Source organism: Kordia sp. SMS9 (assembly GCF_003352465.1).
Classification (GTDB): domain Bacteria; phylum Bacteroidota; class Bacteroidia; order Flavobacteriales; family Flavobacteriaceae; genus Kordia.
In genome coordinates this window covers 3,000,532-3,016,183 of the sequence record NZ_CP031153.1, presented here as the reverse complement: position 1 = coordinate 3,016,183, position 15,652 = coordinate 3,000,532, and the positions used below count along the sequence as shown (strand labels likewise).

The 15,652-nt window shown below is 34.2% G+C and carries 23 protein-coding genes; 18 read left to right on the top strand and 5 right to left on the bottom strand.

Going from position 1 to position 15,652, the window contains the following annotated elements; genetic code table 11:
* Window positions 1–31 precede the first annotated feature (31 nt).
* The gene (locus KORDIASMS9_RS13110) at window positions 32–172 is read left to right on the top strand and encodes a hypothetical protein (RefSeq protein ID WP_162819943.1); all 141 of its coding nucleotides are present in this window, start codon (window positions 32–34) and stop codon (window positions 170–172) included.
* On the opposite strand, the gene KORDIASMS9_RS13105 is transcribed toward KORDIASMS9_RS13110, so the two are convergent.
* Window positions 169–666, bottom strand: a complete 498-nt coding sequence (locus KORDIASMS9_RS13105; protein ID WP_114903267.1) for a hypothetical protein — start codon at window positions 664–666, stop codon at window positions 169–171. The genes KORDIASMS9_RS13110 and KORDIASMS9_RS13105 overlap by 4 nt on opposite strands.
* Window positions 667–947: 281 nt before the next feature.
* On the opposite strand from KORDIASMS9_RS13105, the gene KORDIASMS9_RS13095 reads away from it, so the two are divergent.
* The 17 genes from KORDIASMS9_RS13095 (at window position 948) to KORDIASMS9_RS13045 (ending at window position 9,865) form a co-directional block, all read left to right on the top strand.
* Window positions 948–3,002, top strand: a complete 2,055-nt coding sequence (locus KORDIASMS9_RS13095) for a hypothetical protein (protein ID WP_114903265.1) — start codon at window positions 948–950, stop codon at window positions 3,000–3,002.
* On the top strand, window positions 2,995–3,939 hold the full coding sequence (locus KORDIASMS9_RS13090; RefSeq protein ID WP_114903264.1) for an AAA family ATPase: 945 nt from the start codon (window positions 2,995–2,997) through the stop codon (window positions 3,937–3,939). The genes KORDIASMS9_RS13095 and KORDIASMS9_RS13090 overlap by 8 nt, the downstream gene beginning before the upstream one ends.
* A complete protein-coding gene (locus tag KORDIASMS9_RS23325; protein WP_162819942.1) occupies window positions 3,936–4,112 on the top strand; it encodes a hypothetical protein in 177 nt (58 codons plus the stop codon). The genes KORDIASMS9_RS13090 and KORDIASMS9_RS23325 overlap by 4 nt, the downstream gene beginning before the upstream one ends.
* 4 nt (window positions 4,113–4,116) lie before the next feature.
* Window positions 4,117–4,797: a DUF3164 family protein gene (locus KORDIASMS9_RS13085; RefSeq protein WP_114903263.1), complete on the top strand. Its 681-nt coding sequence runs from the start codon at window positions 4,117–4,119 to the stop codon at window positions 4,795–4,797.
* Window positions 4,794–4,964 (top strand): hypothetical protein, encoded by a 171-nt coding sequence (locus tag KORDIASMS9_RS23320; protein ID WP_162819941.1) that lies wholly within the window; start codon window positions 4,794–4,796, stop codon window positions 4,962–4,964. The genes KORDIASMS9_RS13085 and KORDIASMS9_RS23320 overlap by 4 nt, the downstream gene beginning before the upstream one ends.
* A gap of 2 nt (window positions 4,965–4,966) precedes the next feature.
* Window positions 4,967–5,128: a hypothetical protein gene (locus tag KORDIASMS9_RS23315; RefSeq protein WP_162819940.1), complete on the top strand. Its 162-nt coding sequence runs from the start codon at window positions 4,967–4,969 to the stop codon at window positions 5,126–5,128.
* A gap of 412 nt (window positions 5,129–5,540) precedes the next feature.
* Window positions 5,541–6,005, top strand: coding sequence for a hypothetical protein (locus KORDIASMS9_RS13080; RefSeq protein ID WP_162819939.1), 465 nt, complete (start codon window positions 5,541–5,543; stop codon window positions 6,003–6,005).
* Window positions 6,006–6,007: 2 nt separating this feature from the next.
* Window positions 6,008–6,244, top strand: coding sequence for a hypothetical protein (locus KORDIASMS9_RS13075; protein WP_114903261.1), 237 nt, complete (start codon window positions 6,008–6,010; stop codon window positions 6,242–6,244).
* 118 nt (window positions 6,245–6,362) lie between these two features.
* Complete coding sequence (locus tag KORDIASMS9_RS13070; protein WP_114903260.1) at window positions 6,363–6,698, top strand: hypothetical protein; 336 nt, start codon at window positions 6,363–6,365, stop codon at window positions 6,696–6,698.
* A gap of 375 nt (window positions 6,699–7,073) precedes the next feature.
* Window positions 7,074–7,229 carry a hypothetical protein gene (locus KORDIASMS9_RS23310; protein ID WP_162819938.1) on the top strand — a complete coding sequence of 52 codons (156 nt, stop codon included), beginning with the start codon at window positions 7,074–7,076 and terminating at the stop codon, window positions 7,227–7,229.
* A 12-nt stretch (window positions 7,230–7,241) separates the two neighbouring features.
* Window positions 7,242–7,664, top strand: a complete 423-nt coding sequence (locus tag KORDIASMS9_RS13065) for a hypothetical protein (protein ID WP_114903259.1) — start codon at window positions 7,242–7,244, stop codon at window positions 7,662–7,664.
* An 8-nt stretch (window positions 7,665–7,672) separates the two neighbouring features.
* A complete protein-coding gene (locus KORDIASMS9_RS13060; protein WP_114903258.1) occupies window positions 7,673–7,882 on the top strand; it encodes a hypothetical protein in 210 nt (69 codons plus the stop codon).
* A gap of 169 nt (window positions 7,883–8,051) precedes the next feature.
* Complete coding sequence (locus tag KORDIASMS9_RS23305) at window positions 8,052–8,207, top strand: hypothetical protein (protein ID WP_162819937.1); 156 nt, start codon at window positions 8,052–8,054, stop codon at window positions 8,205–8,207.
* A gap of 168 nt (window positions 8,208–8,375) precedes the next feature.
* Window positions 8,376–8,534 carry a hypothetical protein gene (locus KORDIASMS9_RS23300; protein ID WP_162819936.1) on the top strand — a complete coding sequence of 53 codons (159 nt, stop codon included), beginning with the start codon at window positions 8,376–8,378 and terminating at the stop codon, window positions 8,532–8,534.
* Between the two features lies 1 nt (window position 8,535).
* Window positions 8,536–8,976 (top strand): hypothetical protein, encoded by a 441-nt coding sequence (locus KORDIASMS9_RS13055; protein WP_114903257.1) that lies wholly within the window; start codon window positions 8,536–8,538, stop codon window positions 8,974–8,976.
* The gene (locus KORDIASMS9_RS13050; RefSeq protein WP_114903256.1) at window positions 8,976–9,581 is read left to right on the top strand and encodes a hypothetical protein; all 606 of its coding nucleotides are present in this window, start codon (window positions 8,976–8,978) and stop codon (window positions 9,579–9,581) included. Before KORDIASMS9_RS13055 ends, KORDIASMS9_RS13050 begins: the two co-directional genes overlap by 1 nt.
* 2 nt (window positions 9,582–9,583) lie before the next feature.
* Entirely contained in the window at window positions 9,584–9,865 is a 282-nt protein-coding gene (locus KORDIASMS9_RS13045; protein ID WP_114903255.1) for a hypothetical protein, read from the top strand.
* A 55-nt stretch (window positions 9,866–9,920) separates the two neighbouring features.
* On the opposite strand, the gene KORDIASMS9_RS13040 is transcribed toward KORDIASMS9_RS13045, so the two are convergent.
* The 4 genes from KORDIASMS9_RS13040 to KORDIASMS9_RS13025 all read right to left on the bottom strand — a co-directional run bounded on the left by KORDIASMS9_RS13040 (window position 9,921) and on the right by KORDIASMS9_RS13025 (window position 15,599).
* The gene (locus KORDIASMS9_RS13040; RefSeq protein ID WP_114903254.1) at window positions 9,921–10,427 is read right to left on the bottom strand and encodes a hypothetical protein; all 507 of its coding nucleotides are present in this window, start codon (window positions 10,425–10,427) and stop codon (window positions 9,921–9,923) included.
* The gene (locus KORDIASMS9_RS13035; protein WP_114903253.1) at window positions 10,424–10,909 is read right to left on the bottom strand and encodes a phage virion morphogenesis protein; all 486 of its coding nucleotides are present in this window, start codon (window positions 10,907–10,909) and stop codon (window positions 10,424–10,426) included. Before KORDIASMS9_RS13035 ends, KORDIASMS9_RS13040 begins: the two co-directional genes overlap by 4 nt.
* Window positions 10,902–12,941 carry a phage tail tape measure protein gene (locus tag KORDIASMS9_RS13030; RefSeq protein WP_162819935.1) on the bottom strand — a complete coding sequence of 680 codons (2,040 nt, stop codon included), beginning with the start codon at window positions 12,939–12,941 and terminating at the stop codon, window positions 10,902–10,904. The genes KORDIASMS9_RS13035 and KORDIASMS9_RS13030 overlap by 8 nt, the downstream gene beginning before the upstream one ends.
* A gap of 117 nt (window positions 12,942–13,058) precedes the next feature.
* Window positions 13,059–15,599 (bottom strand): DUF935 family protein, encoded by a 2,541-nt coding sequence (locus KORDIASMS9_RS13025; protein WP_114903251.1) that lies wholly within the window; start codon window positions 15,597–15,599, stop codon window positions 13,059–13,061.
* Window positions 15,600–15,652: the final 53 nt, after the last annotated feature.

The following is a 15,652-nucleotide window of genomic DNA, read 5'->3' as shown; positions in this document are numbered from 1 at the left end:
AAAAAATATTGACCAAATTAAAAAGGAACTTATGTCTAAACATAAGGATTCCGAAGCATTGCGTTGTTTTATAGAATTGGAAATACAACGTACAAAACTAAATAAAAACGACTTTGAATCATTAAAGAAAGCTGCCAGAATAGTAAAAGACAAAATAATGAATGATACCTAAGATTGATCGTTAGTTAAATCAATCCTTTGTTTTATATATTTTTCAAGTGCGCCACTCAACACATAATCTGCTTTTAACTCAGCTAATTGTAGGTTTACCATTGTCTTAACCTTCAAATCTAATATTTCTGCAATATCTTTATCATTTGCAAGCAAATTTATAAACTTCATTTTAGTTTCTAGATCTACATCATCAATATTGCTAATTTTAGTAGTATAATCTGATCGTGACTCAGAAGCAATATTGTAACCCTTTGTGACTGTTTTATCAAAATTAGGGGCAATGTTAGGGGCAATATTAGGGGCAATTTTTCCAGTTACTAACCAAAACAAATCTAACTCCTCGTAAGTGTCAATTATTATCTCCAATTTATCAGAACCAATATTATCTCCCTTAGTCAAAATAGAATGAGACAACCCTGTTTGTCTTGCAAACTCCCTCTGCCCTATTCCCTTAGACTCCAAAAACTGTTTTAATCTTTGTTTAGCTCCCATATATATTTTTGTGACAATAATTTTTTACATTGAAAATAATTATTTACATTTGTTCACGAATCACAAACAAATGTAGCTAAAAAAAATAAATATGCAACTCTCCCAAACAGAAAAGCAATTATTGAAAGGACAAAGCAGTAAACTAGCTGCAAAGCATAAATGCTCTAAAGAGTACGTGCTCATGCTAATTAATGGTAAAAGAGAAGTGTCTAGTGCACTGTCTATAAAAATTTACAGAGATATTAATGAACTATTAGAAATACTAAAACCAGTCGAGTAAGATGAAGTTGATCAACAACATACTTTATTTAGACTTTTCTGAAATGATCGAATGTAACTTTTCCAGTCGCACTCTAAAATCTTGGAAACCTCCAATAAAAATTTCTGACGCTATTGATAGAAGAGCAAAATTATTTAATTATGATCTATTAAATCAAAAGTACAAAAGTAAGATTGTTGATCGTTTCGGTAACCCATACGAGTATATCAGTTATACACTGATTAAACACTGTTTAAACACCGATTTAAACACCTTAAAAAAAGTTACAGAATTTAAAACTTCACTACGAGATCATGTACTGCCAAATGGAACAGGACTTCCTGAATCACTTTACAAAGGATCACATGATAAAAGAGGTATATATGTAGAAGCTTGCGTATTACTTCACTGGCTTAATTCTGTAGATGCCAAAAAAGTCAAAAAACTAGGATTTGACAGCATCAAAACAGTGTATAAAGCAGCTTCAAATTACATAGATGCTGAAAAGTTAGACCTGCCAAAGAGCTACAACAGGCTTCGTATGAAGATCCGAGAGTTTGCAGAAAGTGGATATTTAGCTGTAATCAATAAAAAATACGGTAACGATAACGGTAAAAAGGTAGGAAAAGGAAAGTTATCTGACTACCAAACTTCACTCTTAGTCACGCTATTAAGACAGCATAATAATTTTGACTTCGAACAAGTTCGAAAACTCTACAATCAAGAAGCAATTGCCAAAGGTTTCAAGGTCATTGAAAGCAAAAACACCGTACTAAACTTTTTCAGGGAACATATTGCTAAAATAATGAAAGATCGAAAAGATAAAGACATCATTTCGATGCAGACCAGGAGAAGTAAACCATCTACTCCATTTTATTACGTGACAGCAGATGCTTGGGTTGTAGAACTTCCGTATCAGGAAACTAAAGTTGTAAAAAGCGGAAAAAAGAAAGGACGTGTTGAGACTACGTATCACAAACGCTTGTATCTATATGTCGTACTAGATCCGTTTAACAATTATCCTGTAGGTTTCTCTATTGGAAAGTCTGAAACCGAAGCCATGACTATTGATGCGTTCAAAAACGCTATTGATCATGTGCATAAAATTACAGGACAATGTTACAAGCCTTGGCAAATTCAAATTGATAACTTTTTAAGCAAAAGTTTAGCGGGATTCTTTAAAAGTATTTGCAATTATTACACACCAGCTGCTGTTGGGAATGCAAAATCGAAAATTGTAGAGAGATACTTTAAATATCTGAATAAAAACTACTGTCAGTATCAAGCAAACTGGAGTGGTTTTAACCTCAATTCTACCAATAAAAACCAGCCAAACAGCAAAGCACAAAACAAGTTTAAAAAGAAATATCCAACGGAATCTGAAGTACGTGATTTTATCATCAAAATGATGTATACAGAACGTGAAATAAAGCAACAAGAGTGGCTTGAGACGTTCAATGATGGAAATGAGTTTGACAGAATCGAATACTTGGAAGTTTTTGGTGTTAAAAAGCCTGATACCAATAGAATTCATGAAGCTGTATTTTCTCCAACAATCAATGGACAAACGATCGAATATGATACGTTTGATGAGCGTTTCAAAGAAAAGTACATCAAAGATTGGATTACCTATTACGATCCTGCCGATCTAAGCAGCATTTTGGTAACAGCGGACGATGGCCGCTACAAGTTCATCTTAGAACGCAAACATATACAGCCAATGGCGCTCAAAGACAGGCAAAACGATGATGGTTTAAGACTTCAAGATGTATATAACTATAATGATTATGTAAATGATCTCATAAAGCGTAGAAATGAAGCGCATGAAAGAGTAGTTTCTGAAGTATTTGATGAATCTGACGATGTTACTACAGCTCATACCATCATTAAACAGTCTTTCACTGTTAATGGATCGCATAAAAAACACCAAGCTCCAGCATTATCACAAGCAAAAATTCAAAAAGAGAGTGTGAAAATTGCTAAAAAACTAGCTAATAGAGAACTTTTAGAAGCCGAACAATCACGTGCAGAATACTTAAAAGGTAAACAACTCCCAAATATTTTTAATAATGAATGAATTGACAAAAAACAAGATTACTAATGCGCTAAATACTTATTTTGAAACCTCTTCAGAATCTCAAAATAAGTTTAGTAAAAGAAACGACATCAATGTCTCCATTGTTTCTGCAATTCGTAATGGAACTAACACCATAGGTAAGTCCATTATTGCAGACAAATGGTACAATAAAATTGCACAAGCTATCGATTATACATCCAAATCATATTGGGATATTATTAATACTTCTCAATCCGCAGAACTTCTAAATTCTTTTGAAGAGTCACGTCAAAAAGGTGTTAACAGAACCGTAATTGGTGATACTGGAATTGGTAAAACTGAAATTGCAAAAAGATACAAAAATAAGTATCCTGATAACACCTATATGATCACCGTAGGTATGCACTTATCACCAAAGGATTTCTTAATGCAACTGGCTTATGCTATGAACGCAAAATTTACGCCTGGTTCTAATCACAGAACCTTGTTAAGTATTGTAAATAAAATCCAAAACTTATACCTCTCTGGGAACGCTCCATTAATCATAATAGATGAAACCGAGAATTTAAAACTTCAGGTAGTAGGATATATCAAAGCACTCTATGATTACTTAGATACAGTTTGTCCAGTAGTACTCATTGGTACGGATCAACTTATTGACAATATAGAGCGTTGGAATGTACGAAACAAACAAGGTATTCCACAATTTTGGCGTCGATTTAGAGTCGGTGTACGCCATTTACCTACAGTAAAAAACAAAGACATTACAGAAATGCTTGAGGCACAAGGTGTAACAGATCAAGCACTAGTAAACTACCTAATAGAGAACAATTACAATAACTATGGACTACTCAATAATGCCATAGTATACGCAAAGAAAGAAGCTGAGCGAATTGGTTCAGCCTTAACCCTTGATTTATTTTTAACAGTACATGATTTAAAACGTAGAAAGGCATGATACAACAATTGATGAATAGCCAAAAAGAAAGCCAAGAGCAAAGACTAAAGAAGTTAAGTGTTTGGCTGTTAGAGAACCCTGATCACCCCGACAGGCTTACAGTATTTAGAGATAAACTCAAACTAGAACAAGAGCTTGGAAAAAACAAATGGATAGGAATTTCTAAAAAGTAACATTATGGCAGATACAATAAAACAAATGACAGTACAAGATCCACAAGTAGTTGCTTCAAAAGTAATTCATACTACAAAGGATAAAACGTGGACAGACGAAGCAGGGATTGCGATTCCTTTGAATAGAATAACGAAAGCAGAAAGATTAAAAGAGCGCAATGTTGCAAAGCTTTTAAAGTCTTTCCAAAATTACAGAAAACACGGACTTGAAGTGATGGAGCAAGCCATCAAACTATGTCAAGAAACATACGAAGCTGACATGAAAGAGAAAGGTGTTGAACCTGAAAGTTTACAAGTAGGATACACTTTCTACTGCTTCAATAGAATGGTAAAAGTAGAAAGAAGTGTAAAAGGGAATCCAACCTATGACGATGCGACAATGCAAGCTGCTAAAATCAAGTTTGACACATACATGAATGAAAATGTGTCAGGATCTGAAGACTTCATCAAAGACATGATTGTTGACGCTTTTGAAAGTAGAAACGGTCAGTTTGACAAGAACCGAATCAGTAAGCTAATAAGCTACAAAAACAGAAGTAAAAAAATTGTATTCCGAGAAGCTTGTGAACTGCTGTCTACAGCGGTAAGATACCCAAACAAATCTGTTTACTACCGTGTTTGGCTAAAAGATGAACACGGTAAATACCAAAACATAAATGTTCAATATTCAAATATAAAAGCATGAAATTAAATCAAAAACAATTAGAAGAATTTAAAAAGGCAGCAGAACCTTTAATGGAATTTATTAATAACAATTGCCATCCGCATGTAACAGTAATTGTGGGAACAGACAAAGCAGAATTGTTAGAAGGTGTTACGGTACATAATACTGATAAATTTATAAATGATTAGTTATGATTGAAGTAAAACAAGTCTCACCACACAGCATAAGAGTCGGAAACAAAATAATAAAAAAAGATGGTTCAGGAGATTGGCAGGAAGTCACAGAATTGACAGAAAACGAACGCCTAGCTGTGGCAAATTTTTTAATAACAAATCAACTTATAACAATATGAATTTATACAAAGTAAGCTATTTCAACGGGACACAAAAGGCTAGTCGCTTTATAGCTGCGAATACTTCAAGAGAGGTGGAAAAGAAAGTTCCAAAACACACAGGAATCAAGTTAATGCAACTTAATATCGAAGTATTACAATAGTAATAGCCAATTCCTGAGTGGCACACACCAAGGTTCGAGTCCTTGGCAGGATCTAAGTAAAATAAAAGACATTTTGAATGAGTTGGGACTGAAGTTCCTTAGCAGAAAGGTTCGGGGTTTGAGAGAAGTATACCCTCGTTAAATACATTACTGTTAGATGCAGGTTTTATCCTTTGTACTGTACGTAACATGAGCAGTTTAGTCGTTACATGTGTACTCATTCTCATCTATGCACGGTATAGCAATATACCGTGCTTAAATCAAAAGATATGGCAACTCATAAGAAGTTAATGACATTATTAAGTAAAAGAAATATTGATGAGAAAAAACGTCATGAACTTGTATATGCTTTTACTAATGGTCGTACCAAATCAACAAAGGATCTAATTCAAAAAGAAATCAATGATTTATGCTGGAAACTAGAAAATGAGTTCCAGTTCTACACCTACATAGATCCTTACTTAGAAGCTTTCAAAAAAAAGAAGCGCAGTGTTGTACTCGCAATAGCATCAGAAGTTGGGATTAAAGAGCCTAATAGCTGGAGTAGTTTTAACAGCTTCATGAAAAAAAGCAGTGTTCATAAAAAGGCACTTTCAAAGTATGATTTGGAGCAATTGGATGATCTAATAAGACAATTCAAAGCAATAGAAAATAATTATAAAAAATCGGCAAAAAAATCAGGTACAAAAGCCTGGAGTCACAGCTTAGGATTACCCCAAATATCAAGCAATTAGCAATGGCATATAGTAAAAAAAACAAATATAAACGCATCATTGATATACAAGAAATTGTAAAACAATATCAAAATGAAGGACTTAGCAATACTAAGATTTTTGAGCTTCATATAGAGCCTATATATCGTATTTCCAAGCGCACTTTTGATGAGTACCTCGGAGTTCCAGCACAAAGGGAACTAAAAAAGATCATTGAACAAGAAAATCTACAATTTAAACTCTTTGACGATGAAGAATGATTGCAAACATGATAAAATCGAAACTCGTGTAATTGATTGCTCTTGCACGGTAGAAATAGTTGTTGACTATTGCACGGAATGTGGCGCAGAATTTAACAAACGAACTGAAGTTTGATGTATGATTGAAATGAAATTAAATATAGAGAAGCTTCTGCTGATTTCCAAAGTCTTTAATCTTGAATTTGAAAGTAATAAAAACTTGGAATTACCACGAGATAAAGCCGATTTAAGTCTTGCAAAGTCAGTTTATAAAAAGCTAGGAAAAAAGATACTAGAGCGTATTGATAAACCGAAAGATAAGGAGTTTAAAATCAGCTTTAAATATCATGAAGCTTATATAGTTCAACAAACGATTTCAAAAAATCTGTGGAATTTTATCAATCACCCTTTTGAAGCTTCAGTATTAAGATCACAAAATGACGATTTACAACAAAAATTGACAACAAATGTATAGATGGTACACAGTGAAAGGACGTAAAACAGGTGTTTTATGGCTGTTTAAATAGGATTTAAACGGTGTCTTTGTAAGTTTTGAAGTATTGACTGGTGACTTTAATGAAAAGCAGCGAGAGTGGTTATTTAACTATGAAAGATTTCCACATACTGAAAATGCCATCAAGGGTTGGAGTGCTATCAAAAATTTTGAAATTACTCTACTTCAATAAAATTCAAATTAAGAAAAAATTACAAATCAAAATACTAAGTAAATGAAAGAAGAACTCGCAAAACTATACACAAAAGGCTTAAAACGTGGATGGAAACAAGGTTTTCTTGTTGGTTTTCTCGTAGGCGTAGGAACGACATTACTTGTGCTAATATTCATATAGCTATGGAAACAGGACAAGGTATTAGAGTTTATTTACCAAGAGGTAAATATTATAAAAAAGAGAGAGGCGGCCAATGGCATATAGCCACTATTTACGATGTTGAATTAATGCAGTATTACTGGATTAATGATCAAGAAACAGAATGTAAATCAAATTAAAATAAAAACACAATGAAATCAGTATTAATTGAAAGAAGTTCACAAAGATCAAATGTAATTCCAAAAGTTAGTATTAACGACAAAGGAAGTTTCTTTTTTAATCATAAAGCTTTAGAGCTTATGGGAATCAAAGAAAGTGCAAAGCTTCAAATTTTTCAAGACAGTGAAAATAAAAATGTATGGTATATCCATTTTGATAATGATGGCTACGGAAACCTATTAATAAAAGACAGCAAAAAAACAAATCCTTCTGGTCAACTGTCAATGACTGATGTAGCTAATAAAATTAGAAGCCAATTTGATCAAGATCCTAAATGCATCTTGAGATTTGAAATTCAGGAAGCAAAAATCTATGAAGAACAAGAATATTTTCCACTTCATGTGATTAAAGATTCTCTTAGTAAAATAAAAGTATTCGGAAGACCTTCAAACTAGTAATAATTATGCCGACAAGAAAATATAGAAGAACTAGTGACAAAGGACAGCCAACACACTTTGAATGTGCTAAACAAAAATGCAAATGGATGGGAACGTACGATCAAAAAGCATATAAACCAAGAGGTAATGGTTTTACAGATCATGTTTGCCCTGAGTGTGGAAACCTAGAGTTTTATGGTTTAACTGAAGAATATGTGAAATCTAAAAAATTGTAGAGATAGTGTCAGACAGAGATATTGTGAAGCTACACTTTCCTTTAATGAAAGATTCAGATTATGAATATTACAGAGGTGTAGCGCACCGTATAGCGATTTCAATAAATGGCTATACTCCAATTGAAAGCATATCTGTTTATAATTTTTTACAACTATTACCAAAAAAGTAATGAAATATAAAGTAGAAATCAGACCAAAAAAAAGCTCTCAAAAAGGAGCTTTAGAAAGCTATTTGAATTCAATGGCTAAAAAGAACTGGCAGTTTGTTCAGATGAATGAGCTCAATGCGCAAGATGTACAATTCATTTTTGTGTGTAAAAAGTAAAACGTATGATAAAAGTCAAATTATGCCTTGATTTTGGAAAAGGCAAAGATACTCATGTTGAGCAAGTCAGAGCCCACTGTTTTTCTTGCGAAATCGACATGCCTGTGAAATACAATAAAAAAGGAGAACCATATTGCAGTAACTGCGGACTTAAACATTAGAATACAAATGAAGCGACACAAAGAATTACAAGACAAGCGTAAGAAGTTTATCAACCAATATGTTGAAGATAATAATCATAAACAAATGAAAGTCATCATTAGTGAATTAGTTGATAAGCTTTTCATCTCAGAGAAAACGATTTATAATATTTTGAACCAAGAATAATATGATTAGAATTGTAAAACCGATAGATAAATTAAACCTAATTACTGACATTCTATTTAGCATCTCAGGAACAAAACGAGAAGATTACAAATTTATATTTAACGAATATGGAATTAAAAATAATCTCTCTAATTCACCAACGGATGGAGATCTTAAAAAAATACTTCAATCAGCGAGTAATGAGATATTATTTAAAATAGCTGACGACCTTAATATGAGTACATCTCAAATTAACAAGGAAGATATTCCTAATCAACATTTTAATCCAAGCTCTAAAGACTTAAAAGAAATGATCAATTTGATTGAGAGCTTTTTTGATTCAGTACCTGCCAATAGCATAGCCATGTTACAAATACTGCCTATGATAAATAAAATTCATCCTGAAGGTTCTGAATTCTGGAATGATATAAGAAAAAGAAAACTTGAAAAAATCAATTCATAATGAACGATAAGGTTAGAGCAAAAATAGCTAAGGTTTATGAACTAGCAAAACGTGGTGAATATGGTGAAAAAGAAGTTGCTAAGAAAATGTTGAATAAGTTCATCGAAAAATATAATCTTAATCAACAAGATATCGAAAATATCAAAAAACAAGAGTACCGCTTCAAATACACTTCTAAAATGGAAATGTGGTTAATTACTGCCTTGGTTGATTATTTTATAGAAGATCTTAATGGGGTACAAATGTATAGAGATACCAATGGCGTGAAAGAAATTATGATACCCTTGGAATATTTGGATTACGTTACTGTTTTATCTGCATACGAATATTTCAGAAGACACATGCGAAAACAGTTTGAAAAAGCATGCTTGCTTGAAATCAAAAGATGTAGAACACGTAAAACCAAAAACAAAAGGAGAGCTGAATTACAAGAGATATTTTTCTCTAAATACATTTATGCCAGCAATCTGTACAAAGAGCATCAAATTGAACAAATAGACTTATCCAAGGTAAGTAAAAAAGAGCTTAAGGATCGGTTAAATCTTGAAGCAATTGAAGGAGGTGCTTATAATACACAAGTAACAACAGGTCTTTATCTTGAGTAATTATGGAGAAGAAAAAAAGACATTACTGCACGTGCTGTGGTGCTAAGCAAAATGAAACTTCAATGTATGAAGTAAACTATCCACTTTTAAGAAGAAACGCTTGGCACTGCGGCTTCTGTATTAAAGGCACTTTAAAAAATTTCCCCGTGCTATTCAACGTGAGGAAATTTCCAACTACTGGTTTTTACAGTAACAACGGCATCCAGTTTCCTAAAATAGAAGCTCCAAGAGTGTCCGCAGAAATAGACATGCTAGAGAATGAAAATCAGTTAAGAATTGAATAAACAAAACCTCGCTAAGTTGCGAGGTTTTGTTTTTTAAACGGTATTTAAACAGTGTTTAATCAAAGTCAAACTCCTTAATTTCACGTGCTGTATTAAGATGCTCTCCCTCAACGTAATTAAACTTTTCAGGTGTCCTTTTCTCTATCTTCGCTACAAATGAAACCAAATACACATTTACGATCGCATCATCTTTTAACGTCTCTTCAGACACAAGTTCTAATTTTCCAGTTTTTTCCGTTTCCAAATCATAAAGCAAATCAATTGTAACATCTGCAAAATCAAAAAATTTCAAAGCATTATCTAATGATCTACTAATATTGCTAGTATCCAGTAATTGCTCATAGCATAAATGTAAATTCACAGTAATGATACTATCAACATGCGAAATAATAAACTCATAAAGCACAGCTGGAGTCGGTATGATCTCTTGCTCTTCGAAAGCAAAATACTGACCTCGATACAGATCAACCATTTTAACCCTTGGCAGTTTCCTCTCTTGATAGGCTTCTACTGCTTCAGTTGAAGTCAATTTTTCTGTAATTTTTTTATATAATTCTTTCATCGTAATGCATTTTTAATATCTCTTTCTAGCATTCTTTCTATACGTCTGGCTAGTACAGCTGATTCACCAATAAACTGACGCTTAGGAATTTTTAAATTCATTTTTCGGGTATGTGATTTTACTTTGGATTGTCCTCCCCTGGTTCCTCTACTGATTCGCCTGCCATGCGCCCGAACTCTGACAGATTTTTTTATATCTCCACCTTCATTGTGTATTTGCGCATAAGGCACATCTGTTCCTATGACGATGTAACTACTTGTCACTCTCAATTTACGAATGGAACGCTTTAACCGTCCCGATCGTACTAAAGTACTTCCACGTCCTTTTCGCTTTCTTTTTTTCCAACTCACACGTGAGCGATCCACCCAATCTTTCTTAACAAATCGCTCCTTAGAAAAATTAACCGCTATTACGGCCGCTTTTGATGGAAAGCGTTGATTAACCCTGCTGAGCTTGTCAAGTGTTTTAAAAAAATCAATCATAACTTAATTCTGTTGCTCTAACCATTCGTAAAAATGTCTCTTCCATCCACTGCTCAATCTCTTGCTTGTTCATTTTGTTGAGTGTTGTGTTGGTTGTATTGATACCACCCTTGTTAAATGCATCAATAGTAATACTGATATTTTTAGCTCCTGAAGCACTATCAGTGACATCTCCAATTTGCCCACCTGCAACACTTCCTAGAGATTTCTTGTCTTTTGAACCTGTATCACCTCCACCATCTGTTAGCAAACCTTCAGATTTCTTGTCTTCCTGCTTTTCCTTTTTCCAGCTAATGCCAATATCCTTTTTTAGCTCTTTTACAGTATTTCTGTTTTCTTGAGTAGATTTTTTGTATGCAGCATTCTGTCGCTGTCGCTTCTTGTCAAGTTCCTCAAGTTGTCTATCAGCCTCAGTAACTATTTTTTCTTTCATTTTACTTGCTGCTGCACTAAATTTACCGCTCCAGGCAAGTGCTACGGCTTCTTTTACTTTTTTGGCAAATCCAACAATATGCTGACCGATATTTTTAAACTTTAACCAGGCTACTTCAATTCCGTATTTGATGGAATCTACTAAGTAGAAAAAGTCTAATTTCATTTGTGACCATACGACTCCAGCAATCTTTTTAAGAGCCACCCATGACTTGCCCCAACCTTCAGTCATTCTTACCACTTTCACAATAGCCCCAATAAGTGCTCCTATTAGAGATAAAATGAAAACAATTGGATTTTTCTTAATTGCTGTGTTCAATAACCACTGCGCTCCAGTCCATAAAGTTGTTGCTGTTGTTACCAATAATATCTTTGCTCCCATCAGAGCAAGTGGTAAGAGATTAAGCGTAATGGCTGTTGCCAATCCTATCATAGCGCCTTTGAATATTAATGCACCTAATGAACCACTATCGAGCCACTTTGTAAATGTGTTGTAAGCGTTATAGGCAGATACAATTATGCTGTTTAAAAAGTGTAGCCCACGAGCCACCAATGGCAGAATTAATTCACCTAACTTAGACATGGCCGTATTGAATCTATTACGCACAATATCTCCCAATACAGTTACATCTCCTTGCGCATTTTTAAGTGCTGCATCCAAGTCATATTGTGAAGAATCAAAAGCATTCAGTGTATTGTGAAAATCGTCTGCTCCTGTCTTTAATTTTATGAATAAATTTCGAAGTCCTTCAGGACCGCCAATTTTAGCAATCAAAGTATCGATCTGTTTAGGTGTCATCTTTTTAAACTTTGCAGAAACCTCTTGTAAAACATCGCCCAAATCTCTCATGTTTCCTTTGGTGTCGTATAAACTAATACCAATTTTTCGAAGTCCTTTAACAGTGTTTTTTTGCGTCAAACCTTCAAATGCCGATTTGGTCATTGTAGCTGCTGTATTACTATCCTTTGCTATGGATGTAAAAGCAGCAAATATTTTGTTAGCTGTGTCCACAGTTTGTCCTGCACCAGCAGCAGCTCCTGCGTATTCTGTTTGCACTCTTGCAAGTTCATCAAATGTGGTAATCCCCACTTGAACGGTTTTAGCATTACTCACCAAAAAGGAATCTATGTCTTTAACTCCAAGTCCAAAGGCTTTCATGGCTTTTGTTGTTGCGTTCATACTGTCACCAAGCTCTGCGCCTGTAGCAATACTGTATCGTCCAACTTTTTTGAAAATAGCAACCGCATCGTCTCCATATACTCCAGTAGCTGACTGCAAATCGTAAAACGCTTTGGTGGAATCCCGCAAATTAGTTCCAACCTCAAAAGCAGCATCTCTTATGTTTTCCTTGTACGAGGCTAGTTGTTTGGAATTCTTATCGAGATTGAGCTGTTTTATCTGAAGGAACTCATGATTGAATCGTTTCGCTTCGGCATATCCTTTTCCAAATAGCAGTGTAAGTGAAATTAATCCAGCGGCAATCAGGGCATACGGATTTCCAATAAGATCCATAGCTTTTCCAAATAGAGGTATCTCATCTCGCATGGTTCTGAATGCCTTAACATGACTCGCTTTTAATTTGTCAATGTTCCCACGCATTTTAGTAGAAGCTTTTTTTAGCTTCCGTTTGGTGTCCATTAGCTTCTTGTTAAAAAGCTTGTTTTTTAGCTCCATCAGAAGCTCCATTTTTGCTTTTACTCCCATAAACGGTTATTTTTATTTATTGCTGTTATAGAGTAACAGCCCTTTTCTTTTAGATTTCTCATCCTTTAACAATTGCCAGCCCTTGATCTCGATGTGTATATCTCCAAGTCCAAGTTGAACGACAATTGCATGGTTGTTATAGAATGAGATGTATCTAGTTAAAAAAGTAGCTGCTTTTTTATCGTACCCGTAGATCCAAACTTCATCAGGAGATGTTAATACCGATTTCAAATGAGGAAATAGTTGATGTCTTAATTCATTCTTTTTCGTGTAGTTGCTCTTTGTATTACCGTCAAAAACACTCTTCTTCAAAATTACTTTGCGCTTCAAATAATCAGAGAACCCCATAAAGTCAGATCCATTTGATTTGCCATCACCATTAAACAGTTCTTTGATGTTGTCTTTAGTTATGCTTGCATCTAATTTCAAGCTGTTTAAACGCTGTTTAAACACCGAATAACTATCAAGATTATATACCTTATCAAACGACATTTTATTAAGCTTAGCAGCAATCTTATTGGTGTCTGTATAATACTGATCTTCTGTAAAGACTTTTTGTGATTTAAGTCTATTGCTGTTAAATGGAGATTTTTTGAATTTATCTCCAAGTAAATTTTTAGCTGTACTGGCTTTAGAGACAACGGTGTTATTGTCTTGGAAATGTTGCAGAAATTCACATCGACACCCGTATCCATTAGGTGTCCAAATGTCAAGAGTTTCATCGTCGTTCAAATCAAATACAAGTCCATCCAGTGCTTGGTGTTCCGAACGCACTTTGCTATCTCCAGCAGTCTGATACATTACCAAATTGGTAACGGTGTCTTTCTCCTCCAGGAATCGAATTTGTTGTGCAGCTCCTTGTGCTGTAGCCACTGATAAATTGTATTCAGTCTCTAGATAGGTTTTGTTAAAGTCTTCTGTAACTTTTTCTGCTTCAGCTTTAAAATCTGAAAATGAACGAATGTTAAACTTTTCCTTGTCAACTAAAAGTTCAGATAGTGAAGCCAATCGAGCTTCGGTTTTACTAGCTGCAAATTCAATGAGATTGAATTCCATCATTCGCATTGCTAGGTGATCAGGAGTATTGTATGCGACAGAAGTTCTGCCTGTCCATCCTTTGTGCAATCCACTTATTAACTCCTTGGCTTCCAGCGCATGTATTTTTGCTGTAGCTGATAGTGTGTTTTTTTTGTTCCATAGTAGATCTAAAAGCTCGTTATAGTATTGATTTATAAGTCTTGTAAAACTTTTACTGGCGGCTGTGATTCCTGAAGGGCAACACTTAGAGATAGGATACATATTAAGATAGGAGCTTACTACTTTATTGGGCTGTTGGGATTGACTTTTTTTTTTACCCAAAATTGGAACTCCAAAAGTTTTAGTTATCCACTCTTGTTCTACTTCATACTCTTTGGATATACCTTGGACTATTTTCCAAAACTTATCTAAATCCAAATCAAGTCCTTTCGGAAAAACAAAGACATCTCCCTCTTTTAATTCCTTATAGCCTTGATTAATAAGTAGTGGGATTAATTCATCATTAACCAAGAACATAATAAACCGCTTGTCGGCCACAGCTAACCTTTTGTCTAAATTGCGTTCATGCACTTCGGATTGGCTTCTACTGCTTCCATTATTAGTAAGCATTGTACCCCCAACAATCGCTTCACTAATTTCATTATTATTTCTCTCAATAAACTTGTCATATACTTGATAAGCATCGGTTCTATTCGCCTCTTTGAACTCAATTTCTGTTCCTTTAGGAAATACTCCACGTGAGGCTTGAGCAATCTTGCTAAGCATATAGTCAATATTGTCAATTATTTTAGGATCTGTGCTATTTGTTGTAGCAGTTATCATTGGCAATCCGAAACGTTCACAGAATTCAGCCCAACTTTGCGCAACATTGCGTTTCCATATAAGATTTGGAACAATATTATTTAGAATGCCAAGCTCTTTGTCTTCCCCGATCTGAATCACCCAATTTTCATAATATGGATCATCATATCGAATCCCATCCTCTTTGCTTAAGTCTGGAAATATAGTTTTCAAAGTTGGAACTGCGTTTCGCTGGGGAATTGTATTAATTTTTATTTTATTGCCATTGAAACTTTCAAATTCAATAATTTTAGTTCCTCTAAGAATTCTTAAAAGAGCTTCTTTCATGAATTTATAAAACCAAGATTGCCGAAATAGCTTTGTACCTTCCTCATTAATTTTTCCTTGTTGGTTTCTTATTTCAAATTCTGCATTTAAAGTTGAATTTTCTCTGAGTTCCATTTGGGATATTAAATGCCCATCAGTCATTAAATCATCTAATAAATCATGATAAGCTGTTAATCTTGGTTTTTCAGGAAGATCAGCAAGAAGCAGAGAGTTTCTCCATTTTTTTATGTTCTTCCTGCTACGATCTTTGAATTGATTGACAATTTGATCGACAATGTTTTTCATATTTTCAATCTCTCTGCCTTTTCCTGTTGATCTGCTAGATTGAATAGCTTTTGGTAATTTCCTGCCTATTCGGGCGTATCTTTCTTTATGTGGTATAGTCATGCTAATTTTTTATTATAATCGCTTACAGACGAAATTAAACGGGTTTAAACACC